This is a genomic window from Sphingopyxis sp. EG6 (assembly GCF_003609815.1).
In the GTDB taxonomy this organism is placed as follows: Bacteria; Pseudomonadota; Alphaproteobacteria; order Sphingomonadales; family Sphingomonadaceae; genus Sphingopyxis.
The window spans coordinates 1,224,495-1,248,803 of record NZ_AP017603.1; the positions used below are offsets into that span (position 1 = coordinate 1,224,495).

The 24,309-nt window shown below is 65.2% G+C and carries 20 protein-coding genes; 14 read left to right on the plus strand and 6 right to left on the minus strand.

What is annotated here, in order from left to right; all coding sequences use genetic code 11:
• Window positions 1-39: 39 nt before the first annotated feature.
• Entirely contained in the window at window positions 40-1,293 is a 1,254-nt protein-coding gene (locus SPYCW_RS06045; RefSeq protein WP_145985947.1) for a lipase family protein, read from the minus strand.
• A gap of 207 nt (window positions 1,294-1,500) precedes the next feature.
• Here SPYCW_RS06045 and SPYCW_RS06050 point away from each other — a divergent pair, with 207 nt between their 5' ends.
• A complete protein-coding gene (locus tag SPYCW_RS06050; protein WP_172595433.1) occupies window positions 1,501-2,790 on the plus strand; it encodes an HD-GYP domain-containing protein in 1,290 nt (429 codons plus the stop codon).
• 15 nt (window positions 2,791-2,805) lie between these two features.
• On the opposite strand, the gene SPYCW_RS06055 is transcribed toward SPYCW_RS06050, so the two are convergent.
• Entirely contained in the window at window positions 2,806-3,840 is a 1,035-nt protein-coding gene (locus SPYCW_RS06055; RefSeq protein WP_120216038.1) for a mannose-1-phosphate guanylyltransferase, read from the minus strand.
• Window positions 3,841-3,967: 127 nt separating this feature from the next.
• Between SPYCW_RS06055 and SPYCW_RS06060 the strand changes: the two genes are divergently transcribed.
• From SPYCW_RS06060 to SPYCW_RS06075, 4 genes are all read left to right on the plus strand, one after another.
• Entirely contained in the window at window positions 3,968-5,356 is a 1,389-nt protein-coding gene (locus SPYCW_RS06060) for a TIGR03013 family XrtA/PEP-CTERM system glycosyltransferase (protein WP_120216039.1), read from the plus strand.
• Between the two features lie 2 nt (window positions 5,357-5,358).
• Window positions 5,359-7,491, plus strand: coding sequence for an XrtA/PEP-CTERM system histidine kinase PrsK (prsK, locus tag SPYCW_RS06065; protein WP_232014849.1), 2,133 nt, complete (start codon window positions 5,359-5,361; stop codon window positions 7,489-7,491).
• The gene (gene prsR / locus SPYCW_RS06070) at window positions 7,488-8,867 is read left to right on the plus strand and encodes a PEP-CTERM-box response regulator transcription factor (RefSeq protein WP_120216040.1); all 1,380 of its coding nucleotides are present in this window, start codon (window positions 7,488-7,490) and stop codon (window positions 8,865-8,867) included. Before prsK ends, prsR begins: the two co-directional genes overlap by 4 nt.
• Before the next feature lie 134 nt (window positions 8,868-9,001).
• Window positions 9,002-10,837: a tetratricopeptide repeat protein gene (locus SPYCW_RS06075; protein WP_120216041.1), complete on the plus strand. Its 1,836-nt coding sequence runs from the start codon at window positions 9,002-9,004 to the stop codon at window positions 10,835-10,837.
• Window positions 10,838-11,017: 180 nt separating this feature from the next.
• Here the strand turns inward: SPYCW_RS06075 and SPYCW_RS06080 are convergent, their stop codons facing one another.
• Both SPYCW_RS06080 and SPYCW_RS06085 read right to left on the minus strand, forming a co-directional pair.
• On the minus strand, window positions 11,018-11,365 hold the full coding sequence (locus SPYCW_RS06080; RefSeq protein ID WP_120216042.1) for a GntR family transcriptional regulator: 348 nt from the start codon (window positions 11,363-11,365) through the stop codon (window positions 11,018-11,020).
• A gap of 71 nt (window positions 11,366-11,436) precedes the next feature.
• Window positions 11,437-12,018 (minus strand): nitroreductase family protein, encoded by a 582-nt coding sequence (locus tag SPYCW_RS06085; RefSeq protein ID WP_120216043.1) that lies wholly within the window; start codon window positions 12,016-12,018, stop codon window positions 11,437-11,439.
• A 201-nt stretch (window positions 12,019-12,219) separates the two neighbouring features.
• Between SPYCW_RS06085 and SPYCW_RS06090 the strand changes: the two genes are divergently transcribed.
• The 5 genes from SPYCW_RS06090 (at window position 12,220) to SPYCW_RS06110 (ending at window position 17,979) form a co-directional block, all read left to right on the plus strand.
• On the plus strand, window positions 12,220-13,803 hold the full coding sequence (locus SPYCW_RS06090; protein ID WP_120216044.1) for a peptide MFS transporter: 1,584 nt from the start codon (window positions 12,220-12,222) through the stop codon (window positions 13,801-13,803).
• A gap of 3 nt (window positions 13,804-13,806) precedes the next feature.
• Entirely contained in the window at window positions 13,807-15,216 is a 1,410-nt protein-coding gene (locus SPYCW_RS06095) for an amidohydrolase (protein WP_120216045.1), read from the plus strand.
• A gap of 104 nt (window positions 15,217-15,320) precedes the next feature.
• Entirely contained in the window at window positions 15,321-16,616 is a 1,296-nt protein-coding gene (locus SPYCW_RS06100; protein WP_232014850.1) for an amidohydrolase family protein, read from the plus strand.
• A 138-nt stretch (window positions 16,617-16,754) separates the two neighbouring features.
• Window positions 16,755-17,456, plus strand: coding sequence for an NnrU family protein (locus tag SPYCW_RS06105; protein WP_120216047.1), 702 nt, complete (start codon window positions 16,755-16,757; stop codon window positions 17,454-17,456).
• A 7-nt stretch (window positions 17,457-17,463) separates the two neighbouring features.
• Entirely contained in the window at window positions 17,464-17,979 is a 516-nt protein-coding gene (locus SPYCW_RS06110) for a DUF1003 domain-containing protein (protein WP_120216048.1), read from the plus strand.
• Between the two features lie 503 nt (window positions 17,980-18,482).
• On the opposite strand, the gene SPYCW_RS06115 is transcribed toward SPYCW_RS06110, so the two are convergent.
• The gene (locus tag SPYCW_RS06115) at window positions 18,483-19,478 is read right to left on the minus strand and encodes an aldo/keto reductase (protein WP_120216049.1); all 996 of its coding nucleotides are present in this window, start codon (window positions 19,476-19,478) and stop codon (window positions 18,483-18,485) included.
• Entirely contained in the window at window positions 19,475-20,725 is a 1,251-nt protein-coding gene (locus SPYCW_RS06120) for a dicarboxylate/amino acid:cation symporter (RefSeq protein ID WP_120216050.1), read from the minus strand. Before SPYCW_RS06120 ends, SPYCW_RS06115 begins: the two co-directional genes overlap by 4 nt.
• A 120-nt stretch (window positions 20,726-20,845) precedes the next feature.
• On the opposite strand from SPYCW_RS06120, the gene glmM reads away from it, so the two are divergent.
• The 4 genes from glmM (at window position 20,846) to SPYCW_RS06140 (ending at window position 24,277) form a co-directional block, all read left to right on the plus strand.
• Window positions 20,846-22,183: a phosphoglucosamine mutase gene (gene glmM, locus SPYCW_RS06125; protein WP_120216051.1), complete on the plus strand. Its 1,338-nt coding sequence runs from the start codon at window positions 20,846-20,848 to the stop codon at window positions 22,181-22,183.
• A 33-nt stretch (window positions 22,184-22,216) separates the two neighbouring features.
• A complete protein-coding gene (locus tag SPYCW_RS06130; protein WP_037510600.1) occupies window positions 22,217-22,441 on the plus strand; it encodes a DUF1272 domain-containing protein in 225 nt (74 codons plus the stop codon).
• Complete coding sequence (thiD, locus tag SPYCW_RS06135) at window positions 22,438-23,592, plus strand: bifunctional hydroxymethylpyrimidine kinase/phosphomethylpyrimidine kinase (protein ID WP_120216052.1); 1,155 nt, start codon at window positions 22,438-22,440, stop codon at window positions 23,590-23,592. Before SPYCW_RS06130 ends, thiD begins: the two co-directional genes overlap by 4 nt.
• Window positions 23,593-23,722: 130 nt before the next feature.
• Window positions 23,723-24,277, plus strand: a complete 555-nt coding sequence (locus SPYCW_RS06140) for a ribonuclease HII (protein WP_120216053.1) — start codon at window positions 23,723-23,725, stop codon at window positions 24,275-24,277.
• The last annotated feature ends 32 nt before the right edge of the window (window positions 24,278-24,309 follow it).

Here is a 24,309-nt window from a genome sequence, read left to right on the forward strand (position 1 = left end):
TGGCGCAAACCGCCGGGACGGCCGTGAGCCGAGAGCAAATCACGGCGCCTTTTTCAGCTCGTCGCTCTTCGCCTGCATTTGTTTGATCGCGGCTGCAATCTGGGTGGTGTAGCAATCGGCACCGAACTCGCGATCGGCGATTTCGGACGCCAGGGTCACGCGCATCTGTTCAATAGAATGTGCCCGCAATTTCTTGCGGAACCACAATTGCTCCTGCCATCCACTGCCGGGCGGAGCCTTATTCGGAAAGATCGTCATATCCGCCCCCTCGTCCGAATATCCCATCCATTTTGGCGGCAAGCCGGGAACCAGGTCGCCCTGTTTCATATACGCATAGCGCGGCAGGCGCTTTGCGACCGATTTTGTTCCGAACCGCGGTGACGAAAACACGTACGGCGTCATTGGCTTCACAGGGCCGGTCCAGATACTGCACAGGATCGACGCCATCGCCGCGCCCAGTGAATGTCCGGTGATATGAAGCGGCGTTGCGTTACCCACCGCTTTGACCAGGTCGGCTAGCTTGTCGTGCGCCTCATCGTAAAAGCCGCGGTGATAGAAACCGTTTGGGGCGGCGACTTTCAGGGCGTCGAGATCGGCAAACCAGTCACGCCGATCGGTCATCACCGTTCCGCGCACCGCGATCACCGCCATGTTGCCGATCGGCAGCACGAAAAAGGCAAAGCGGTCAGACTGGATGACCGAAATCTCCCCCAGTTCGCCTGCTCGCTGCAACGCCTGAATCGTGAAACGGGCATGATTGCGATGGAGTAAGCGCCCGGCCCGGCTGGGTATGTAGAGCCGCAACCGGCTGTCCTGTTCCAGCTCGCGATCGGTCAGGTAAAGATAGGCAATCTCGCTGAGGCACGCCAGCATATAGGCTTTGCGTTCATCGCGCTGGTTACTGGCCCAATCCACCCCGGCGTTCCCGAAATAGTGCCATATTCTGGAAAGTGGCGATGCGGCGGGCAGCGAATGCAACTCGGAAATTGGCTGTACTCGCTCCCTCAGTCCCAACGAGACCAGCCGCTTCGTCAGGCGAGCGTGACGAATTTGCTCCTCCATTCCGGTGGCGGTGCTGCGGAGCGCGCCTGTTTGTAGCACGATTGCCACCAGCGCGCGCTTGTCTGCCGCCGACAGGACAGAGATTCGAGTGCTTACTTCGCGCGCCAACTCACGACGGAGATCATCGTCCGACGATACGCCGGGGTGGTTCGGGTTGGGGGGTCGCGGACTGTCGAGATACAATATGGCCTTTGCCAGCCAGTCGAAATCGGGGCCGTCCACTTCCGACACTATCGATGCTCCCTTTGGCTTTGCGGGGCGAGGCTAATTGCCGCACCGGGCTATGGCTAGGGGCTTTCAGGACGGAAATGGCGCATTCTGTATTTCGCGGCGCGGGAGCCTGGGCCACCGATCACACGGGTGATGGGTACCATCGCTAAATCGCGTCCCGTTCCGGTCGTTAAGCGACTGTGGCATATGCCATTTGGGACCAGATCAATGCTGCTTCACCTCAAACCCGAGCAAGTCGAGATCGGCATGTTTGTCGATGGGTTCGACGGACGATGGATCGATCATCCGTTCTGGCGCAGCCGGTTCCTGATCGAAACCCCGGAGCAGCTGGCGCGCATTCGCGAGTCCGAGGTGACAGCGGTGATCGTCGACCGCAGCCGTAGTCGATGGGCGGAAACCGACGCGGCGCCCGCGTTTGCCGCCGATTACCGGCGAAAATCGGCGACCGGCCTCGCGCCGCCCTATCGCGGGATCGAGCGACGGCGCGCACACATCTTTGCGCCCCCGCGCGAGCGGGTGGTGCGTCCCGCGAGCTATGCCCAGGAGCGCCGCCGCGCCGAGCGGCTGATTGCGAAGTCGAAACAGGCGGTAGTCGACCTGTTCGGCGCGGCGCGGATGGGGCGTGCGGTCGAAGCGCGGCGGATGGCGTCACTGGCCGAAGCGGTCGGCAAATCGATCACGCGCCAATCGCGCGCAATGATCGACCTGGTGCGGCTGAAGCAGAAGGATGAATATACCTATCTTCATTCGGTCGCCGTTTGCGCGCTGATGATCAATTTTGCCCGCCACCTGAAACTGGATGAGGCCGAGGTGCAGGCATTGGGCGTGGCGGGATTGCTGCACGATGTCGGGAAGGTCGCGATTGCCGACGACGTCCTGTTCAAGCCCGGCAAGCTGACGATGTGCGAACGCAATGCGGTCGAGGTGCATCCCGAGGCCGGCCACGCTTTTTTGATGAAGTCGCAGGAGATCCCGGCAGCGGCGCTTGAAGTGTGCCTGCGCCATCATGAAAAGATGGATGGCACCGGCTATCCGGGCGGGCTGGCGGGCGATGAGCTGTCGCTCTACGCCCGGATGGGGGCGATCTGCGACGTGTATGACGCAGTGACATCGGATCGTCCATACAAGGCGGCGTGGTCGCCATGCGAGGCGCTCACCGCGATGCAGGGGTGGGTCGGCCATTTCGACCCGCACCTGCTCGACCAGTTCGCCGACAGCTTGGGGATATATCCCGTTGGAACGCTGGTCAGCCTGTCGAACGGAATGCTGGCGGTGGTCGCCGGTAGCGCCGGCGATACGGGCGCGGCGGTCTCGGTTCGGCTATTCTTTGACTGCAATTTGCTCGCCGAGGTGACGCCGGTCGACCTCGAGATTGCGCCAACCGATCGGGAACCGCGGATCGTCGGCCGTTCGAGCCCGGGGTTCTGGCGGTTCGACGATTGGCCCGCTGTGATGGCGCGGGTGCTCGCTGCCGGAGTGGACACACCCGCCGCGTAAAGCCTCGAACCCGCGCTATTCGCGCGCTTTGGCGGCGACGCGCACGTCTTGCGAACGCGCGAGCGGCATGACGAGGATGTCGTCGCCGTCGACGATCACCGCAACCTGCTCCATCCCGACGAGCGAGACGCGCTTGCCACCCGCGCGGACGAGGTTGCCGCGGCTGTCGTGCATGAAAACGTCGCCGGTGACGGCGTTGTCAGCCTCATCCCTTGGCGCGAGCGCGTGGACCGCCTGCCAGCTGCCGAGGTCGGACCAGCCCATTGCGGCGGGGACGACGGCGACGCGGTCGTCCTTTTCCATCACCGCATAGTCGATCGAGTCCGACGGGGCGGCGGCGAAATGCTTGGCGTCGGCGTAAAGCGCGTCGCCGTCGAACATCCCCGCAGCGACGGCGCGATCGGCGGCCTCGAAGATCGCGCGGCAATGGGTGAGCATCGCGTCGCGCATCCGCCCGGCGCGGAACAGGAAGATGCCGGCATTCCAGCTATAGCCGCCCGCGGCGAGCATCGCTTCGGCATCGGCAAGCGGCGGCTTTTCGATGAAGCGATCGACCGCAAAGCCGTCGTCGCCCAGCGCCTTGCCACTGGCGATATAGCCAAATCCGGTTTCGGGGGCATCGGGGGTGATGCCGAAGGTGACGATCCAATCCTGCTGCGCCAGCCGCGCGCCGCTGCCGATTGCGGCGTGGAACGCCGCGACGTCGGCGATCACATGGTCGCTGGGCATCACCAGCAGCAGCGCGTCGGCGTCGGCGCGCGCCACCGCGAGCGCAATCGCGGCAGCGGTGTTCCGCGGCATGGGCTCGACCAGAAGCGATGCCGGATGCGCGCCCATCTGGTCGCGCACCGCGGCGACATGACCAGCGCCGCACAGGATGATCGGCGGCGCGAACCCGGCGTCGGGGCGAGTGCGCTGCACCGTTTGCAGAAACAGGCTTTCAGGGCCGGTCAGCGGCAGGAACTGCTTGGCACGCTGGCCGCGCGATTCGGGCCATAGCCGCGTTCCGGCGCCGCCGCACAGGATGACGGGTTGGATCATGCTGGTCATCGCGCCCGTCTATCGCCTTGGGCGCAGCAGGTCATCCCCGATTGCGCGCATCGTGAGTGTAAAATTAACCGACAGTTGACGCCTCGGCTGTAGTATTGGGCGACGCGAAAGGGTTGCCCGTTTTACCATGTTCCGGCTGTTCAAACATTATGTGCCGCACGCTGTCGTCTGGCTGGCGCTGATCGAATTTCTCGCGCTGCTCGGTTCGGCCGAGGCGGCGTGGCATCTTTATGCCAATCAGGCCGCGTTCGACGCCGGGCCGCTGGGCGAGCGCTGGTTGCCGCTGACGACCTTTGCCGTCGCCAATTCGCTCGCGATGATGGCGACCGGAATGTACGGCAACGAGGGGCTGCGCTCGATGCGGTTCGCGACCGCGCGCCTGCTCGCGGCGATTTCGCTGGGGGTGATTTTCCTGTCGGTGGTGGGGTTCCTGCTACCGACCGCGACCCTGTGGCGCGCCAACAGCCTGTACGCGATGATGATGGCGATCGCGGCGCTGTTCGTCATCCGGCTGGTACTCACGCAATCGGCCGGCGCCGAGGCGTTTCGGCGCCGGATTTTGGTGCTGGGCGCGGGCGCGCGCGCGGCGCGGCTGGCGGCGCTGGCGGACGAACCGGGCAGCGGGCTGGAGATCGTCGGCTTTGTCGCGATGAGCGGCGCCGAAAAGACCGTGGCCAATGCAGTACCGCGCGATGCTATCCCCAATCTGTCTGATCATGTCGTGGCGCTGCGCGCGGGCGAGGTGGTGTTGGCGCTCGAGGAGCGGCGCAATGCGCTGCCGCTGAACGACCTGCTGCGCGTCAAGACGACGGGAGTGCATGTCAACGACATCGCGAGCTTTATCGAGCGCGAGACGGGGCGCGTCGACCTGGCGACGACAAATCCGAGCGGGCTGATCTTCTCCGATGGCTTTTCCGCGGGGCAGCGGATTTCGAAGGTCGGCAAGCGATTGTTCGACATCCTCGCCAGCCTGGTCGTGCTGGTCGTCGGGCTGCCGCTGATCCTGGTCGCGGGGATCGCGGTCGTGCTCGACAGCCGCGGGCCGGTATTTTACCGCCAGCCGCGCGTCGGGCTGTTCGGCGAAACCTATGACATCTACAAGATCCGGTCGATGCGCACCGATGCCGAGGCGGCGGGACAGGCGGTGTGGGCCAGCGAGAATGATCCGCGCGTGACGCGGGTCGGGCGGATCATCCGCAAGCTACGGATCGACGAGCTGCCGCAGCTGTGGTGCGTGCTGAAGGGCGAGATGAGCTTTGTCGGGCCGCGCCCCGAACGGCCGAGCTTCGTCGCCGAGCTCGAGCAGAAGATGCCCTTTTATGCCGAGCGGCATATGGTGAAGCCGGGGCTGACCGGCTGGGCGCAGATCAACTATCCCTATGGGGCGTCGGTCGAGGACGCGCGGGTCAAGCTGGAATATGACCTTTATTATGCAAAGAATTATTCGCCCTTCCTTGACCTGTTGATCCTGCTGCAGACGGTGCGCGTGGTGCTTTGGCCCGAGGGTGCGCGCTGACCATGCTCGCCGGGCTTTCCGAGATTTTGTCGGTGCTGGCGTTGGTCGGCTTTTCGGTTGTTGCGCTGTGGTTGCTGGCGCGGCCGACGGCGCGGATGGCGGTGCTGATGCCCGCGCCGCGGCGGCTCACGCTGGCCGCGGCGGCGACGGCGCTGTGGTGCGCGGCGCTGGCGATGTTCGGAGCGGGGTCTTCGCAGGCCTTTGTCGTACAGACGCTGCGCGATCTGGCGATGCTGGGGTGGCTGAGCGCGACCTTCTGGACCGCCGTGGCGCCCATGTCGCGCCCGCTGCGCCTGATCCTGCGGATGCTGATGACGATCGCCGTCCTGGCGCTGGTGCTGGGGGCCGCGGCGCATTGGCGCGCCGGGGCGGAGGCGGAGGCGTGGATGGCGCCGACGCTGATCTTTGCGGCGATGGTCGTGGCGACCGGCGGACTGGTGATCGTCGACAGCGGGGTCCGGCACGCGAGCGCGGGACTGCGGATGCCGGTGATGGCGGTCGCGGGCGGTTTCGCGATGCTGTGGGCCTATGAGCTCAATGCCCAGCTGATCGGGGCGCTGACCGGCAAGCGGGCGCAGGCGCTGATCGAGCTTTTGCCCGCGGTCGTGTTGTTGACGCTGCCCACCTATGTCGTCGCGGCGATGGACATCGGGCGCGAGCGGATGCGCCTATCACGCACCGCAGCGGTGCGGACGCTGATCCTGGTCGGCGGTGCCGCCTATCTGATCGTCATCGGGCTAACCGGTGCGATCGCACGGTGGGTGGGCGGCGATTATGCCGTGCTGGCGCAGGCGGCGTCGCTGGTCGTCGCGCTGGGCGCCGGCGGGCTGCTGATCGTGTCGGCGCGGCTGCGCGCCTGGTTGTCGGTGATGATCTCGAAGCATTTTTTCGAGCATCGCTATGACTATCGGACCGAATGGATGCGTTTCACCGCGACGCTGGGGCAGGGCGCCAAGGGGGATGGCGACGCGGATGATCGCAACCTGCACGGCCGCGTCGCCAAGGCGATGGCCGAACTGACCGGCAGCCCTGCCGCGCTGTTGATGCTGCCCGGTGCGGGGGGCAGCTTTCGCGTCGCCGAACAATGGCAATGGCCGGTCGACGTCGAGGGTGAGGATATGGCGCTGTCGGTGCGATCGGCGTTCATGTTGCAGGAAACGCGGCATATCGTCGACCTCGATGCGCGTCGGCGCGGTCTGAGCGGGGACGTGCCGGACGGCGACGATATGGCGCTTCCCGCATGGCTGCTGTCCGATCCGCGCGCGTGGGTGGTCGTGCCGATCCTGCATTTCCAGCGGATGATCGCCGTCGTCGTCCTGCACCGCCCGCCGGTGTCGCGCGCGCTGGACTGGGAAGATCTGGACGTGCTGCGTATCGCGGGGCAGCAGGCGGCGAGTTATCTGGCGGAATCGCAGAGCCAGGAGGCTTTGTCGGAGGCGCGGCGCTTCGACGAGTTCAACCGCCGCTTTGCCTTCATCATGCACGACATCAAGAATCTGGCGAGCCAGATCGGCCTGCTCGCGCGTAACGCGGAGAGGCACGCGGATAATCCCGCGTTTCGCGCCGACATGGTCGAAACGCTTAAGATTTCGGCGGGGCGGCTCAGCGACTTGCTGGTGCGGCTGGCCCCGCGCGCGCGCGGGACTGCGGCAGAGGCCGCACGGGTGTTGATCGAGCCGATATTGAACGATGTCGCGGCGGAGGCGCGGGCGCGGCGCGCGCTGTTCGTCGGCTGTCAGGCGGGGCTCGCAGCGTGGGGCGACGCCGCGTCGGTGCGGCAGATCGTGCAGCATCTGGTCGCCAATGCGATCGATGCTTCGGCATCCGATACGCCGGTTCAGGTGGTGGCGGTGTCCGAACATGGCCGCGTGCGCATCGACGTGATCGATCAGGGCAGCGGCATGACGCGCGCCTTCATTCGCGACGAATTGTTCAAACCCTTCGTATCGACGAAGGATGGCGGTTTTGGCCTCGGTGCGTTCGAAGCGCTGAACATCGCGCAGGCCATGGGCGGCGCGATCGATGTCGAAAGCGAGCCCGGCAAGGGCAGCAGCTTTACCCTGTGGCTACCGCTCGCCGATGCGCGGGACGATGGCGGCAACGCAAACCTGATGATGAAAGTAGCATCGCAATGAGCGACAGCGGCGCCGATATCCGCAAATTGCTGGTGGTCGAGGACGATCCCGGGCTGCAGGCGCAGCTCAAGTGGGCGTATGAGGATTATCAGGTGCTCATCGCGGGCGACCATGACGCCGCGATCGAATTGCTGCGCGCCGAGGAGCCCGAAGTGGTGACGCTCGACCTGGGGCTGCCACCCGATCCCGACGGGACGCGCGAGGGGTTCCGGACGCTGAGCGCGATCCTGGAGGCGAAGCCCGATACCAAGGTCATCGTCGTGTCGGGGCATGGCGAACGCGGGAGCGCGCTGGCCGCGATCGCCAACGGCGCGTGGGATTTTTACCAGAAGCCGATCGATATCGACGAACTGGGGCTGATCGTGCGCCGCGCCTTTCACGTCCGCGAGCTGGAAGTCGAAAATGCGCGGCTGGCACAGCAGGGGAGCAGCGACAACCGCGTCCTTGGTGGCATGATCACCGGCGCGCCCGAGATGCAGAAGGTCGCGCGGACGATCGAGCGAGTCGCCGATCTGGATGTCAGCGTGATGCTGCTCGGCGCCAGCGGCACCGGCAAGGAACTGCTGGCGCGCGGCCTGCATCAGGCGAGCAGTCGGCGCGACGGCGCGTTCGTCGCAATCAACTGCGCCGCGATCCCCGAAAACCTGCTCGAAAGCGAATTGTTCGGGCATGAAAAGGGTGCGTTTACAGGTGCGGTCAAGACGACCGAAGGCAAGATCGAACTGGCGCACGGCGGGACATTGTTCCTCGACGAAGTTGGCGACATTCCGCTGCCGCTGCAGGTCAAATTGCTGCGGTTCTTGCAGGAACGGACGATCGAGCGGATCGGCGGGCGCAAGCCGATCGCGGTCGACACGCGGATCGTGTGCGCGACGCACCGCGACCTTGACGCGATGATCGCCGAACAGAGCTTTCGCGATGACCTTTATTACCGGCTTGCCGAGATGGTGGTGAAGATCCCCTCGCTGGCCGAACGGCCCGGCGATGCGGTGCTGTTGGCGCGTCATTTCCTGCATCAATATGCGCCCGCGATGAACCCGGCGGTGCGCGGCTTTGCCCCCGATGCGTTGCAGGCGATCGACGAAGCGCGCTGGCCGGGCAACGTCCGCGAGCTGGAAAACCGGATCAAGCGCGCGGTGATCATGGCCGACGGCAAGCTGGTCGCCAAGGACGACCTTGACCTGATGAACGGCGGGGCGGGGGACGGCGACGAAGCCTGGCTCAACCTGCGCAGCGCGCGCGAGGCGGCCGACCGCGTCGCGATCCGCCGTGCGATGACCCAGAGCGAGGGGAATATTTCCGCCGCGGCCAAGCTGCTCGGGATCAGCCGCCCGACGCTCTACGACCTGCTGAAGCAATATCGGATGCAGGCCTGAATGCGAGACCGCAGCGCTACCTTGCTACGTCATGCTGAACTTGTTTCAGCATCCATGGCCTGCGCTCTCGTCACGCACGGCGTCTCCGGAGACGTCAGGCCATGGACCCTGAAACAAGTTCAGGGTGACGAAAAATGAAGTCTTTTGCGTTTACTGCGATACTCATGATGGCGCTCGCCGGATGCGGCGAAGCCGGTTCGGATGCGCCGCGCGCCGCACTCGCTGAACGCCGCGCCGAATTGCAGGATGCAATTGCCGATAATCCGCAGGCGATTGCGGAGCGTGTCGAGCTGGCGCGCGTTGCGATCCGGATGGGGGATGGCGTCGGCGCGGAAGCCGCGGTGAACGGCGCAATGGCGGCGGGAGGCAATGCTGCGGCGCTGCGACCGTTGCTGGCGCGCGCTTTTGCGATGCAAGGCGAGGGCCAGCGCGCGCTGGAAACGATCGACGGCGGCGCGATCATTCCCGAGATGATCGGCGAGGCTGCATGGGTCGCGGGCGACGTCCACCTGTCGAACGGCGATCTGGTCGCAGCGCGCGACGCTTATGACCGGGCCGTGCGCGAAATGCCCCGCAATTCGGCGCTCTGGGTCGATGTGGCGCGCTTTCGCGATGCCAGCGCCGACACTGCGGGCGCGCGCGATGCGGTCGATTACGCGATCGAACTCGACAAGGGGAACAGCGCCGCACTGGCGTATAAGGCCAATCTGATCCGAACCGAAGACGGGTTGAAGGCGGCGCTGCCGTGGTACGACCGGGCGCTGGCCGCCGATCCGGACAATGCCGACGCGCTGATCGATCAGGCGGCGACGTTGGGCGATCTGGGGCGGTACCGTGACATGCTGGTCGCGCTGCGCCGCGCCGCGACGGTGGTGCCCGGAAACCCGCGCATCTATTATCTGCAAGCGGTGCTGGCCGCGCGGGCCGACAATTACCGGCTGGCGCGCAGCTTGCTCCAGCGCACCCGCGGGGCGATCGACGATCTGCCGGGGTTCATGCTGCTGAGCGCGGTCGTCGAACTGGAGCTCGGCGGCGAGGCGGTTGCGGCGACCTGGGCCGACCGGCTGCTCGTCGAACAACCGAATAATTTTACCGCGCGCCGCGTGCTGGCGGCGGCGAACTGGGCCGACGGCGATGCCGACGGGGCGATCGAGGCGCTGCTGCCGATCGTCGATCGGCCCGACGCCGACAGCTGGTCGCTGTTGGTGGCGGCGCGGGCGGCTAGCGAATTCGATCGGCGTAGCGAGGCCGCAGATTATCTGGCGCGCGCTGCCACATTGGCGCGCGGCGAAGCGGCGCCTTTCGCCGCCGATTATGATTATGGCGTGTTGAGCCAGGCGGCGGACGCCCAGCCGCTGAACCCGGGAATCGCGATTCCCGCGATCGGTGCCGACATCCTGCGCGGCAATGCCGAACGGGGCGTAGCGCGCGCGGCGCGGCTGCGCGACGCCAACCGCGGGGTGGCGGATGCGCACATCCTGCTCGGCGATGCCGCGCTGGCGAGCGGGCGCTTCGACCTCGCCGTGCAGGCCTATCGCACCGCGCGCGACCTCGATGCCAGCGAGCGCACGACGTTGCGGCTGGCCAACGCCTTGTTCCGCGCGGGCGATGCGGCGGGGTCGGGTGCCGCGATCCTGGCGCTCCGCGATACCCAGCCGTCGAGCATCGCCGCCGACCGGCTCGCGGGGCATCTGGCGATGGACCTGGCGCATTGGGACGAAGCGATCGGACATTTCGAGCGCGTACGCCGGCGGATTGGGGATCGGGACGTCGTGGTCCTGCGCGAACTGGCGCGCGCGTGGGCTGCCAAGGGCGACGATGTCCGGGCGCTGGCGCTGATCGATCGGGCCTATCGATTACAGCCGCTGAACGCGGCGATCATGCGGATCTATGCTGATCTGTTGGCGAAGCGCGGCAATGCGCAAGCGGCGGCGGATCTGCGCGACAAGGCAGCGCAGATCGGGCGGTAGGGGGATTGGTGCGTGACGCCAACTCAGGACAAGCTTGGCCGCGAAAAACCCACAATCCCGTTCGTGTCGAGCGAAGTCGAGACACGCGAAGGCTGGTGCTTCCCAAGCGTGTCTCGACTTCGCTCGACACGAACGGAAACCGAGTATGGATTCGAAGCCGCCCCTAAGCGCTGAGCGGTATCAAGCCTCGGTCAGTTCCAGCAACGTCCGCGCGTCGAGCCCGATGCGGCGCATCTGGTCGGCGACGGGGGGCCACACGTTGGTCAGGAAATCCTCGCGCATCATCGCGCGCAGCCGTTCGGTCGCCCCGGCGGCGACGAACATCCCGACGCCGCGCTTCACCGTCACCAGCCCTTCGTCCTGAAACGTCTGATACGCCTTGGCGACGGTCAGCGGGTTGGCGCCTTCATCGGCGGCGAGCGAGCGGACCGACGGCAGCATGTCGCCGTCGCGAAAGCTGCCATCGAGGATCGCGTTGGCGATCACGTCGCGCAGCCGCTGATATACGGGTTTGGATTGATCGAGCATGCCGCCTTAATGCCATAAGACAGCAGCACAGTCAAATGCGGGTTGTTTCAATCGGTCGACCTGCCGTGTAACTAAATTTCCCAAGGCCGAACAACGACGTTATATTCGGGGCGTGGCCGCTCATCAAGCTCGCGTGCGGGGGAACCCAGGAAGAAATAGCCGACGATGCTGTCACCGTCCTCAGCGCGGAACGCCGCGGCGACGTCGCGATTGTAAGCCGCCCAACCGGTGAGCCAGCTGCCGACAAAACCATGCGCATGTGCGGCGTGGAGCAGGTTCATGCCGACGGCGCCCGCCGACATCTGCTGTTCCCACACAGGGATCTTGCTGCCCACGACCGGGGTCGAGAGCAACACGAGCAGGCTGGGCGCCTGATGCGCGAACTGGTCGAGTGCCGACAGATCGAGCCCGGCAGCCCCGGGATTCTCTGCCACCCAAGCCGCTTTGAGCAGCGATGCCAAGGCGTCACGCTGGTCGGCGGCGATGGTGACGATGCGCCAGGGGGCAAGCTTGCCATGGTCGGGCGTGCGCAGTGCGAGGGCGATGATGTCGCGCAATTGCGCCGCGTCGGGGCCGGGCGCGACCATGTCGCGCGCCTTGCCCGAACGGCGGCTGGCCAGGTAGGCGCGGAGCGAGGAAGTGTCGTTGAACATGCGTTGTCCTGTGGCCCTTTATGCGGCCTTGCGCAAGTGTTGCGAGCCGTTCGCAATAGAAATGGATGCGGTAGCGCTGGTCCGCCAGAAAGTTTCCGGCGCAATTAGATTCTTCCCTTACGCAATTTTCGCGTTAGGTTGCCGCCCAACCGGGCCGCATCGACGGCACCCAAACCAACAATCTCCAGGGAAAAGTCGCACATGACCAAAGCCTATGCTCAGCCGGGGGATGCCGCAGGAACCTTCCTCGGCCATCCCAAAGGCCTGTTCGTCCTGTTTTTCGCCGAGATGTGGGAGCGTTTTTCCTACTACGGGATGCGCGCGCTGCTCATTTTCTATCTCACCAAGCACTGGCTGTTTTCGGACGGGGAATCGGGCGTCATCTATGGTGCCTATACCGCGCTCGTTTACATCACGCCGGTGCTCGGCGGTTATCTGGCGGACAAATGGCTGGGGCAGCGAAAGGCGGTGCTCTATGGCGCGGTGCTGCTCACCTTTGGTCATTTCATCATGGGATTCGAGGGCGATGGCGGGCAGGATCCCGCCAGCCTGAACATCTTCTGGCTGGCGCTGGCGTTCATCATCGTCGGGTCGGGCTTCCTGAAAGCCAATATCTCGGTGATCGTCGGCCAGCTCTATCCGCGCACCGACGTGCGCCGCGACGGCGCCTATACGATCTTCTACATGGGGATTAACCTCGGCGCCTTCCTCGGTTCGCTGCTCTGCGGTTATCTCGGCGAAACCTATGGCTGGGCCTATGGCTTTGGCGCCGCCGGTTTCGGGATGCTGCTCGGCCTGATCGTGTTCATCTGGGGCAAGCCGCTGCTGCTCGGACGCGGCGAGGCGCCCGATCCGGCCAAGCTGGCCGCGCCCGTGATGGGCATCAAGCTCGAATGGCTGCTCTATCTCGTCGGTCTGGTCGCGGTTGCCGTCTGCTGGTGGATGGTACAGAATCAGGCGATCGTCGGCACGTTGCTCGGCATCGCTGGCGCGGTACTGGTCGCTTATGTGATTTTCACGGCGGTGGTGAAGCTGCCCCGCGAAGATCGCGACCGCATCTTTGCCGCCATGTTCTTGATCTTGGGATCGATCCTGTTCTGGGCGCTGTTCGAACAGGCGGGCTCGTCGCTGAACCTGTTCACCGACCGTTATGTAGATCGCGCCGGGGTTCCGGCATCGGTGTTCCAGTCGCTCAACGCCGGTTATATCGTGCTGCTCGCGCCGCTGTTCGCGGCGCTGTGGACATGGCTTGGTCGCCGCAACATGGAACCGTCGGCGCCGGCAAAATTTGGCCTGGCGATGCTCCAGCTCGGGCTCGGCTTCCTTGTTCTGAAATGGGGTGCCGAAGCGGTTGGCATGGGCGTCGCGACGCCGGTGCTGTTCATCTTCCTGATCTATCTGCTGCACACGACTGGCGAGCTTTGCCTGTCGCCGGTCGGCCTCAGCGCGATGAACCGGCTGTCGCCCGCCCATATGGCGTCGCTGATCATGGGTACCTGGTTCTTTGCGTCGGCCACCGGCAATTTCGCCGCGGGCCTGATCGCCGCCGCGACGGGTTCGGAAAAGGCGAGCGGCGAAGGCGCGGGCAAGGCGCTGGTGCTCGACGTTTACCAGACGATCGGCCTGTGGGCGATCGGCTTTGGCGTGCTGGTCATCCTGGTGTCGCCGCTGATCAAGAAGCTGATGCACCTCGACACGCTGCGCGATGCCGATGAGCTGGCGGGCCAGGGCGAACTTGGCGAGCCGCAGGCCGCGGGTGTCCATCCCGAACCCAAGGGGGCGTAAGTCATGATCCGTGGTGTGAAGGGCAGCCTGCTGGCTGCGGTGTCGCTGGCGCTCGTCGGTTGTGCGGCGACGGGCAAGGAAACGGCTTCGGCGGGCGACAAGCCCGCCACCGCCGAAAAGCCGGTCAAGTTCAGCAAGGATCCCTATCCGTCGACCTATCGCCCCTATGGCGGGCGGCCGACCGCGGTGCGCGGGGTCACCATCTTTGATGGCGAAGGCGGGCGGATCGACAATGGTGTCGTGCTGTTCGCAGGCGGCAAGGTCGAGGCGGTCGGTGGCGCCGACACTGCGATCCCGACGGGCTATGACGTGATCGACGGTACCGGCAAGTTCGTCACCCCCGGCGTGATCGACATCCACAGCCACCTCGGCGACTATCCGTCGCCCAGCGTCGATGCGCATTCGGACGGCAATGAGGCGACCAGCCCGACAACCCCCGAAGTATGGTCCGAACATAGCGTCTGGCCCCAGGATCCGGGCTTCAGCCGCGCGCTGGCCAATGGCGGCGTGACATCGCTCCAAATCCTCCCCGGCAGTGCGAACCTGATGGGCGGCCGCTCGATCACGCTCAAGAATGTGCCTTCGCGCACCGTGCAGGGGATGAAATTCCCCGGCGCGCCCTATGGGCTCAAAATGGCGTGTGGCGAGAATCCGAAGCGCGTCTATGGCGGCAAGGGCCGGATGCCCTCGACCCGCATGGGCAATTTTGCGGTCAACCGCGCGACGTGGCAGAAGGCGGCGGCGTACAAGAAGAAGATGGACGACGGCAAAGCCGTCGATCGCGATCTGGCGATGGAAACGCTCGCCGGGGTGCTGTCGGGCGAAATCCTGCTCCACAATCACTGCTACCGCGCCGACGAAATGGCGCTGGTGATCGATATGTCGAAGGAGTTCGGTTACAAGGTTTCGACCTTTCACCACGCGGTCGAAAGCTACAAGATCGCCGACATATTGGCGAAGGAAGGCATTTGTTCGGCGATGTGGGCCGACTGGTGGGGCTTCAAGATGGAAGCCTATGACAGCGTCAACGAAAATATCCCAATGGTCTATAAGGCGGGGGCGTGCACGATCGTCCATTCGGACGACGCGAACCAGATCCAGCGCCTGAACCAGGAAGCCGCGAAAGCGCGCGCCGCGGGGCGCCGCATGGGGATCGACGTCAGCGACGAGGTGGCCTGGACCTGGCTGTCGCTCAATCCGGCCAAGGCGCTGGGGATCGGCGACCGGACCGGCAGCCTGAAACCCGGCAAGATGGCCGACGTCGTGCTGTGGAACGGCAATCCGTTCAGCGCCTATACGCGGCCCGAAAAGGTATGGATCGACGGCGCGCTGATGTTCGACGCCAATGATCCGAAACGGCGACCGGTCAGCGATTTCGAGCTGGGCCAGCCGGGCGAAGGAGATGTGAAATGAAGAATCTCCTGAACGCTATCTCTCACCTCCGTTCGTCCCGAGCGAAGTCGAGGGGCGCGAAGGCTGGCGCAGACGTATCCCGACTTCGCTCGACACGAACGGGGTTGGGTGGCGCACTGGTTGCAGCCTTGGCGCTTGCTGTACCCGCTGCCGGGCAAGACATTGCGATCACCAACGCAAAGCTTGTCATCGGCGACGGCAGCGCGCCGATCGACGGCGGCACCGTCGTCGTGCGCGGCGGCAAGGTCGTGGCCGCAGGCGCGGGCGTTGCGGTGCCCGCCGGGATCGAGCGGGTCGACGCGGGCGGCCGCTGGGTCACGCCGGGGATCGTCGCAGCGTTCAGCCGCGTCGGGCTGGTCGAGGTCGATGCGGTCGGCGGCACCAACGATCGTAATGCGCCGCGTACGCGCTTTTCGGCGGGGCTCGACATCGCACCGGCACTCAATCCGATGGGATCGCCCGTCGCGGTCAATCGCGCGGCGGGGGTCACCCGGGCGATTGTCGCGCCGGGGGGCAGCAGCAATTTGTTCGCCGGACAGGGCGCGGTCGTCGATCTGGCCGACGACATGGACATGGTGACCAAGCCGCGCGCGTTGCAGTTCGTCGCATTCGGCGAGGATGGATCGGCCAAGGCGGGCGGCAGCCGCGCCGCGACCTTCCTGCTTTTCCGCGAACAATTGCTGGCGGCGCGCAGCTATGCCCGCAACCCCGCGTCGCTGGCCGAATGGGGCAACGACGCGATGATCCAGCGCGCCGATGCCGATGCGCTGGTGCAGGTGATTAACGGCGTAACGCCGCTGTTCGTTCGCGTCGATCGCGCCGCCGACATCGTCAACGTGCTGAAGCTGCGGCAGGAGTTTCCGGCGCTGAAGCTGGTGCTGGTCGGGGTGACCGAGGGCTGGATGGTCGCGCGCGAGCTCGCGGCGGCAAAAGTGCCGGTGCTGGTGTCGCCGCTGACCGATCTGCCGTCGAGCTTTGAACAGCTCGGCGCGACCCAATCGAATGCCGGACGGCTGAAAGCCGCGGGCGTCGACGTGTCGGTCGGGGTGTTCGACGACGATGATGCGCACAAGATGGGCTATGTCACGCAATATGCGGGCAATCTGGTCGGGCTGACGCGCGTGCCGGGTGCCAGCGGGATGACCTGGGATCAGGCGTTCGCGTCGATCAGCAGCGCACCCGCGCGCGCGGTCGGCATGGATGCCAGCATCGGATCGCTGCGCCCGGGGCGCGTCGGCGACGTTGTTGTCTGGGACAATGATCCGCTGGAACTGGGCAGCCGCCCGACAGCGATCTGGATCGACGGCAAGGCGCAGTCGCTGACGACGCGGCAGGATCGCCTGCGCGATCGTTATGCGACGCCGAGCGAGGGTGCTTTGCCCAAGGCTTTTGATCGGTAGGTTGGACGCCAGTTTTTGTTCGTCATCCCGACGAAGGCCGGAATCTCACCGTCGCTCCCTAACGCAGCGACGAGATCCCGGCCTTCGCCGGGATGACGAATATGGTATAGGCGTCCTTTGTTAGAGGGGGCCGTTTCCATGCAACCGACATCGCTTTTGATCACCACCTGCGCGCTGTTTGTCGGCTCGCACCTCGCGCTGTCGCATCCGCTTCGCGACGGGCTAGCGAGCCGCCTTGGTGAGCGGGGGTTCCAGATCGTCTATTCGATCGTCGCGATCGCCACGCTGATCATGGTCGTTCAGGCCTGGCGCGGGATGCCGCCCGAGCCGCCGCTGTGGGCGGTCGGCGACGGATTGTGGATCGTCGCATCGCTGATCGTGCTGTTTGCCAGCATACTTTTCATGGGTTCGCTGATCGGCAATCCGGCCCTGGCCGCTCCTGGCGCGGTGGAGGCCGCCCAAGCCCCGCCGCGCGGGGTTTTCGCAATCACGCGGCACCCGATGATGTGGGGGTTTGCGTTGTGGGCGATCGCGCATGTGATGGTGATGCCGACGCCGGGGCAGATCGTGCTTTCGGCCACCATCGCCTTCCTCGCGCTCGTCGGGTCGGCGGGACAGGACGTCAAAAAGGCGCGGCTGATGGGCGAGGCGTGGCGCGGCTGGGCCGCACGGACGAGCTTTGTGCCCTATGCGGGGCAGCTTTCGGGCAAGGCATCATGGGCCGAAGCGATCCCGCGGCCGCACGCCCTCCTTGGCGGAATAGTGCTTTGGATTGCCGCGACCTGGGCGCATGGTGCGCTTGGCTATATGGTCGCTGGAATATGGCGCTGGACCGGATAGGGGACGAATGAACGCGGAGATGCATCTCAACGACTTGTCGCTGCGATTGCTGGGCCGCGCATTCGATGATCTCGATCCGGAAGAAGGCCGTGTCGTAGAGGCGATCGCCAAGCGCGGGCCGAGCAGCCGCGACGCCGCCGACATGGGCGATGCGCAGGCCAGCACCGGCGATCGGCTCGCCGACAAGGTCGCGGCGGTCGGCGGGTCGTGGGGCTTCATCATCGTCTTTGCACTGGTGCTGTTCGGCTGGATGCTGCTCAATTCGGAAGTGCTCGAGCGCTGGGGCATGGCGTTCGATCCTTATCCGTTCATCTTTTTGAACCTGATGCTCTCGACCCTCGCCGCGGTGCAGGCGCCGATCATCATGATGAGCCAGAATCGCCAAGCGGCGAAAGACCGGCTGACCGCGAGCGTCGATTATGAGATCAATTTGCGCGCCGAGCTGGAGATCATGCGGCTGCACCACAAAATCGATGCGTTGGTCGAGAAGGTTGAGGGGTTGGGGAGCGGATCGAAGGGCTAAGGTTGGCTGTTTTGGGGTGGGAAGCTGCCATGCCGCCACACCTGAGTTATCGAAATCTTCGAACATTAAGTTCAGGTTCGTGGTCGCGGTCGAGCAATCAGCGGATAACAGCACGCAGAGGCAGCGGTATGATTAAGTTAGAAGATCCCAGAAATCATAATCTCGATCAGATTAAACCCCTTTTTGTCGACTTCGTTAGACGGAATCCCGAGGTAGTGAGCGAGTGGATCTCCTTGGAAACGCAGAAGGGCGCGTTTGAAGAGCGAGCTGATTTGGATGAAATTAGTCAGAAAGTGCAAAAATATCTGATCGATAATTGCGAGGTCGTATCTAGGGCCGCCCTAAATCTTGCTTGGGGTGACTTTCGGAAATTGTTGTGGGAGCAGATAAACCGTCGTTGATGATTGCTTGGCCGCATTGTTGCAACTGAACATATCCCTACAGGGTCGTCAATGTCCGCAACTGGTCGCTAGCCGCGGTTCCCGGCGTCGGCGCTAGTCCCGTTACAATCGCACCATCCGCATCCCCATCTCGCCATAGCGCGGGCCGCTGGTGCCGCCCTTCGGCGCTGCGGCCTCGATCGCGGCGAGGTCGTCGGCGGTCAGCGTGACGTCGGCCGCAGCGACGCTGTCCTCCATCGTCGCGCGGCGCTTGGTGCCGGGGATCGGGACGATGTCGTCGCCCTGCGCGAGCAGCCAGGCGAGCGCGACTTGCGCTTTCGAGACGCCATGCTTGTCCGCCACCGCGCCGATCGCGTCGACGATCGCGAGATTGGCGGGGAGGTTTTCGTCCGAATAGCGCGGGTCGTTACGGCGCCAGTCGGTTTCGGGAAGCTCGTCGCGGCTGCGCACCGCACCCGCGAGGAAACCGCGGCCGAGCGGCGAATAGGGGACAAAGCCGATGCCATTCTCGCGGCAGACGCCGAGGATTTCGTCCTCGATGTCGCGTTCCCAGATCGAATATTCGCTTTGCAGCGCGGTGATCGGCGCGGCCTTGGCGGCGCGGCGCAGCGTTTCGGGGCCGGCTTCGGACAGCGCGATGTGGCGGACCTTGCCTTCGTTCACCAACTCCATCATCCCGCCGACGACTTCCTCGATCGGGATCGAAGGATCGACACGGTGCTGATAGAAAAGGTCGATCGTGTCGATGCCGAGCCGCTGGAGCGAGCCTTCGCACGCGGCGCGCGCGTTGGCGGGCGAGCCGTCGACCCCGACGATCGCCTTGCCGTCGAATTTGAAGCCGAATTTGGTCGCGATGATCAGGCCGTCGCGCTTGCCCCTGATCGCCTGCCCAAGCAGCTCCTCGTTCGAGAACGGGCCATAGATTTGCGCGGTGTCGAAGAAGGTGACGCCAAGGTCGATCGCGCGGTGAATGGTCGCGGTCGATTCGTCCAAGTCGGCGGCCTCGCCATACATTATATTGCCGCCCTTGATCATCGGCATGCAGCCGATGCCGATCGCCGACACTTCAAGGCCGTGGCCGAGCTTGCGATATTTCATGGCGTTTCTCCTGTCGGTTCGGGTTCCTCGACGCCGTCGGCGGCAAATTTGGTCGCGGCGACGTCGCCGACGACATTGCCGAGGGTGCGGAAAATATCAGGAAAGGTCTCGACCGCCACCAGCAATCCGAGCGGGGCGACGGGGACGCCCATCGACACCGCGATCGGCGCGATCGAGGTGACGAAGCTGATCGACCCCGGCAGGCTGACCGACGAGAGCGCCGCCGCCATCGCGACCGCCAGCCCGACCGCCATTTCCCAAGGGGTGAGCTCGACCCCGAACAGCCACGCGACATAGACGACGACCGCAAGGTTCATCGCCGGGCTGGTAAAGCGGAACAGCGCGACCGCGAGCGGCAGGACGACGTCGGCTTTCTTGGGATCGACGCCCAGCGCTTCCGACGATTTGAGCATCGCGGGCAAGCTGGCGAGCGAGCTTTGCGTGCTGATCGCAACCGCCAGCGTCGGGACCATCGCGCGGATGAAGCGCGGCAACGATATGCCGACGACCAGCCAGGCGAGCAGCAGCCCGAGAATGAGGCAGCTGACCCCGATCCCCATCAGGATGAGCACATAATGGATCAGCCCGCCGAACGCAGCGAGCCCCGCCTTGACCGCGAGCGCATAGCCGAGCGCAAACACCCCGATCGGAGCGAGCGCGAGCACCCAGCCGATGACGATCAGCATCGCGTCGCCGAGCGCCTTGAAAAAGCCCGACAAGGTTGCGCGCTGCGCTGGCTCGAGCTTGGTGATCGCAAAGGCGAATATGGTCGTGAAGACGATCAGCGGCAGGATAGCGGTATCGGCGGCGGCGGCGATTGGATTGGTCGGGACGAGCGAGAGGAGGAAGTCGCCAAAGGTGGGCGACGGCCCTGTCTCGGTCGTGCCGCCAAGCCCGCTCCGCAGTGCCTCGGCGGCGCTGGCGGAAAGCGGGAACAGGCGAAGCAGCAGCGGCGTCATCAGGAGCGACATCGTTCCTGACAGCGCGATCGCGCCAAGGAAGATCATCACCGCGCGCGCCGCCAGCTTTCCGGCGCGCGCGGCGTCGGCGGTGGCGGTAATCCCGGTGATCAGCAGCGCGACGACGAGCGGCACGATCGTCATCTTGAGCGCATTGAGCCAGAGCAGCCCGATCGGTTCCACATAAGGAAGTGACGCAGTTCCCGCGGCGGGCTCGATCACTTCAATCGCGATCCCCAGCAGCATCCCGGCGACCAGCGCCGAGAGGATGATCCATGCCGATTTCAAGCCATATTCTCCCGGTGATAATCCTGGCCAGCTTGCCAAGCAAATGGCGGTGACTTAGGGCCATCCGGAACAAACCGGGCAGGCATTGGTCTGACCCTCGGCTTAAGTAGCAGAGGTGGCATGCGCAAGTTTTTCGGAACCGACGGGATTCGCGGACTGACCAATCAGGTTCCGATGACCGCGGAAGTCGCGATGCGCGTCGGCATGGCGGCGGGCGCGCACTTCCTGCGCGGCGACCACAAGCACCGCGTCGTGATCGGCAAGGACACGCGCTTGTCGGGCTATATGCTCGAAAACGCGCTGGTCGCGGGGTTCACCAGCGTCGGCATGGACGTCGTGCAGGTCGGCCCGATGCCGACTCCGGCGATCGCGATGCTGACGCGCTCGATGCGCGCCGACCTTAGCGTGATGATATCGGCGAGCCACAATCCCTATCAGGACAACGGCATCAAGCTGTTCGGTCCCGACGGCTACAAGCTGTCGGACGAGGACGAAGCGCAGATCGAGCATCTGCTGGCCGTACAGCCGACGCTGGCCGACGCCGGCCATATCGGCCGCGCCAAGCGGATCGACGACGCGCGGGGCCGCTATATCCACGCGGTAAAGCAGAGCCTGCCCGAATCGGTGCGCCTCGACGGGCTGCGCATCGTGCTCGATTGCGCCAATGGCGCGGCGTATAACAGCGCGCCGACGGTGTTCTGGGAATTGGGCGCCGACGTCGTCGCGATCGGGGTCGAGCCCAACGGCACCAACATCAACAACAAATGCGGATCGACGGCGCCCGCGCTGCTCCAGGAAACGGTCGTCGCGAGCGGCGCCGACATCGGCATCGCGCTTGACGGCGACGCCGACCGGCTGATCGTGGTCGACGAAAAGGGGACGATCGTCGACGGCGACCAGATCATGGGGCTGATCGGCGCGAGCTGGGCGCGACAGGGACGGTTGAAAGGCGGCGGGGTCGTCGCGACGGTGATGTCGAACCTTGGCCTCGAACGCTTTCTCGAGGGCGAGGGGCTTCGGCTCGAGCGCACCAAGGTCGGCGACCGCTATGTGCTCGAACGGATGAAAGAGGGCGGCTTCAACGTCGGCGGCGAACAGTCTGGGCATATGATCCTGTCCGACCATGCGACCACCGGCGACGGCACGCTGGCGGGGCTGCAGGTGCTCGCCGAGCTGGTCGCGTCGGGCAAGCCGGCGAGCGAATTGCTGCACCAGTTCGACCCGGTCCCGCAGCTTTTGAAGAATGTTCGCTTCGCGGGTGGCAAGCCGCTCGACGACAAGCATGTCATCGCGGCTATTGCCGAAGGCGAAGCGGCGCTCAACGGCCGCGGACGCCTAGTCATCCGACCGTCGGGTACCGAGCCGCTGATCCGCGTGATGGCCGAGGGTGACGACGCGGGGCAGGTCGAGCAGGTCGTCGACATGATCTGCGATGCGGTGCGCGCCGCGGCAGCGTAAATATTTGATTTTTAGAACTGAAAGAGACTGATCATGCTTGAAATGCGACCCGATTGCGAAAAATGCGGCCGCGATTTGCCCGCCAATCTCCACGGCGCCTTCATCTGCTCGTTCGAGTGCACCTTTTGCGCGAATTGCGCCGACAAGCTCGATGAAATCTGCCCCAACTGCGGCGGTGACCTGCTCGACCGCCCGCTGCGCGAAGGCGCGGCGCTGGCAAAATTCCCCGCTTCGACGGAGCGAAAGCATAAGGGGTGACCGCGCGCGTTCTGATCATCGCAGGATCCGATAGCGGCGGCGGTGCTGGCATCCAGGCCGACATCAAGGCGGTGACGATGCTCGGCGGTCATGCGATGACCGCAATCACCGCGATCACCGCGCAGAACACGCTGGGGGTGCAGGGCGTCCACCCGGTTCCCACCGATATGGTGCTGGCGCAGATCGATAGCGTCGCGTCGGACATCGGTGTCGACGCGATCAAGATCGGGATGATCGGCAGCGCCGCAACTGCCGCAGCGGTGGCGGAGCGACTGTCGCAGTCCGACCTCGCGCAAGCCGCGCTGGTGTTCGACCCGGTGATGATCGCGACGAGCGGTTCGGTGCTCGCCGACGACGCGACGATCGCGGCGTTCAAGGCGCTGCTCGACCGCGCGATGGTCGCGACGCCGAATTTGCCCGAACTCGAAGCACTCGGCGGCGAGGATGCGGTGCTCGCGCACGGCTGCTCGCTGCTGGTCAAGGGCGGCCATGCCGAGGGCGACACGGTGACCGACCGCCTGCTCGAAACGGGCGAGGGCGAGGTTGCGCGCTGGGAAGCACCGCGGATCGATACGCCGCACAGCCACGGCACGGGATGCACGCTGGCAAGCGCGATCGCGACCGGACTGGCGCAGGGCATGCCGCTCGAACCCGCGATCGCGCGCGCGCGCGACTTCGTGCGCCTGTCGCTGATGGGCGCGCCGGGGCTGGGGCAGGGGCATGGCCCGATGGGACAGCAATATGTCCGCAACGACGGGCTGTTCACCGGCCCGGCGCTCAACCAGATCACCTTGCCTGCGCGCGATTATGCGGTGTCGGTGGCTTTCTACAAGCAGCTGGGCCTGAAGCAGATCGTCGATAGCCCGGGCAATGGCTATGCCCGCTTCGAGGCCGCGAACGGCGTGACGCTGTCGATCCACGTTGACGAAAGCGTCGGGGATGGCGCGGCGGTCGACGCGACGACCTATCTCGAAAGCGGGGCGCTCGACGCGTGGGTCGCCTATCTGGCGCGGCGCGGGGTGCGGTTCGATCAGATGCCCAAGGATGAGGAATGGGGCTGGCGAGAGGCGCGGCTGACCGACCCCGCGGGCAACCGGCTGTGCCTGTATCAGGCGGGCGAATATCGCAGGTATCCGCCGTGGCGGGTGTAGCTATTCCTGCTCCCCTCCCTCTTAGGGAGGGGCTGGGGGTGGGTGCGAGCAGAGCGAGCCGCTCGACGCTGCTCAGGCTCGCTCCGCTCGCACCCACCCCTAACCCCTCCCTTGAAAGGGAGGGGAACCAATGATCGTTGGCGTCGATGAGGCCGGGCGCGGGCCGCTCGCGGGACCGGTGGTCGCCGCGGCGGTGTTGCTGTGCGACGGCGGCATCGAGGGTCTGGACGACAGCAAGAAACTGAGCGCCAAACGTCGCGGCGCGCTGGAGGCCGAGATCAAGGCGCGCTGCCGCTGGGCGATCGGCGAGGCGAGTGTCGAGGAGATCGACCGGATCAATATCCTGCAGGCGACTTTCCTCGCGATGACGCGCGCGGTCGAGGCGCTGGGGTTCGAGCCCGCAGAGGTACTGGTGGACGGCAACCGCCTGCCGCGCTGGCGCTACGCGGCGCGCGCGGTCGTCGGCGGCGACGCGCTGCATCCGTGCATTTCGGCGGCGAGCATTTTGGCGAAGGAGCATCGCGACCGCTTCATGGTTGCGGCCGCGCGCGATTTCCCGGCTTTTGGTTGGGAGACGAACATGGGTTATGGTACGGCTCAGCATCTCGCGGCGCTGCGCCAACATGGCCCGACGCCGCACCATCGGACCAGCTTTGCTCCGGTCGCACAATTGCAACTGGTCTGACCGCCCGAAGCCTAAAGCCTAAGAGGGGAACA

Bases quoted from the DNA above. Each gene is read 5' to 3' on its own strand.
- SPYCW_RS06050 (WP_172595433.1), top strand. From the start codon at position 1,501: ATGCTGCTTCACCTCAAACCCGAGCAAGTCGAGATCGGCATGTTTGTC.
- SPYCW_RS06055 (WP_120216038.1), bottom strand. From the start codon at position 3,840: ATGACCAGCATGATCCAACCCGTCATCCTGTGCGGCGGCGCCGGAACG.
- SPYCW_RS06060 (WP_120216039.1), top strand. From the start codon at position 3,968: ATGTTCCGGCTGTTCAAACATTATGTGCCGCACGCTGTCGTCTGGCTG.
- prsK (WP_232014849.1), top strand. From the start codon at position 5,359: ATGCTCGCCGGGCTTTCCGAGATTTTGTCGGTGCTGGCGTTGGTCGGC.
- prsR (WP_120216040.1), top strand. From the start codon at position 7,488: ATGAGCGACAGCGGCGCCGATATCCGCAAATTGCTGGTGGTCGAGGAC.
- SPYCW_RS06075 (WP_120216041.1), top strand. From the start codon at position 9,002: ATGAAGTCTTTTGCGTTTACTGCGATACTCATGATGGCGCTCGCCGGA.
- SPYCW_RS06080 (WP_120216042.1), bottom strand. From the start codon at position 11,365: ATGCTCGATCAATCCAAACCCGTATATCAGCGGCTGCGCGACGTGATC.
- SPYCW_RS06085 (WP_120216043.1), bottom strand. From the start codon at position 12,018: ATGTTCAACGACACTTCCTCGCTCCGCGCCTACCTGGCCAGCCGCCGT.
- SPYCW_RS06090 (WP_120216044.1), top strand. From the start codon at position 12,220: ATGACCAAAGCCTATGCTCAGCCGGGGGATGCCGCAGGAACCTTCCTC.
- SPYCW_RS06095 (WP_120216045.1), top strand. From the start codon at position 13,807: ATGATCCGTGGTGTGAAGGGCAGCCTGCTGGCTGCGGTGTCGCTGGCG.
- SPYCW_RS06105 (WP_120216047.1), top strand. From the start codon at position 16,755: ATGCAACCGACATCGCTTTTGATCACCACCTGCGCGCTGTTTGTCGGC.
- SPYCW_RS06110 (WP_120216048.1), top strand. From the start codon at position 17,464: ATGAACGCGGAGATGCATCTCAACGACTTGTCGCTGCGATTGCTGGGC.
- SPYCW_RS06115 (WP_120216049.1), bottom strand. From the start codon at position 19,478: ATGAAATATCGCAAGCTCGGCCACGGCCTTGAAGTGTCGGCGATCGGC.
- glmM (WP_120216051.1), top strand. From the start codon at position 20,846: ATGCGCAAGTTTTTCGGAACCGACGGGATTCGCGGACTGACCAATCAG.
- SPYCW_RS06130 (WP_037510600.1), top strand. From the start codon at position 22,217: ATGCTTGAAATGCGACCCGATTGCGAAAAATGCGGCCGCGATTTGCCC.
- SPYCW_RS06140 (WP_120216053.1), top strand. From the start codon at position 23,723: ATGATCGTTGGCGTCGATGAGGCCGGGCGCGGGCCGCTCGCGGGACCG.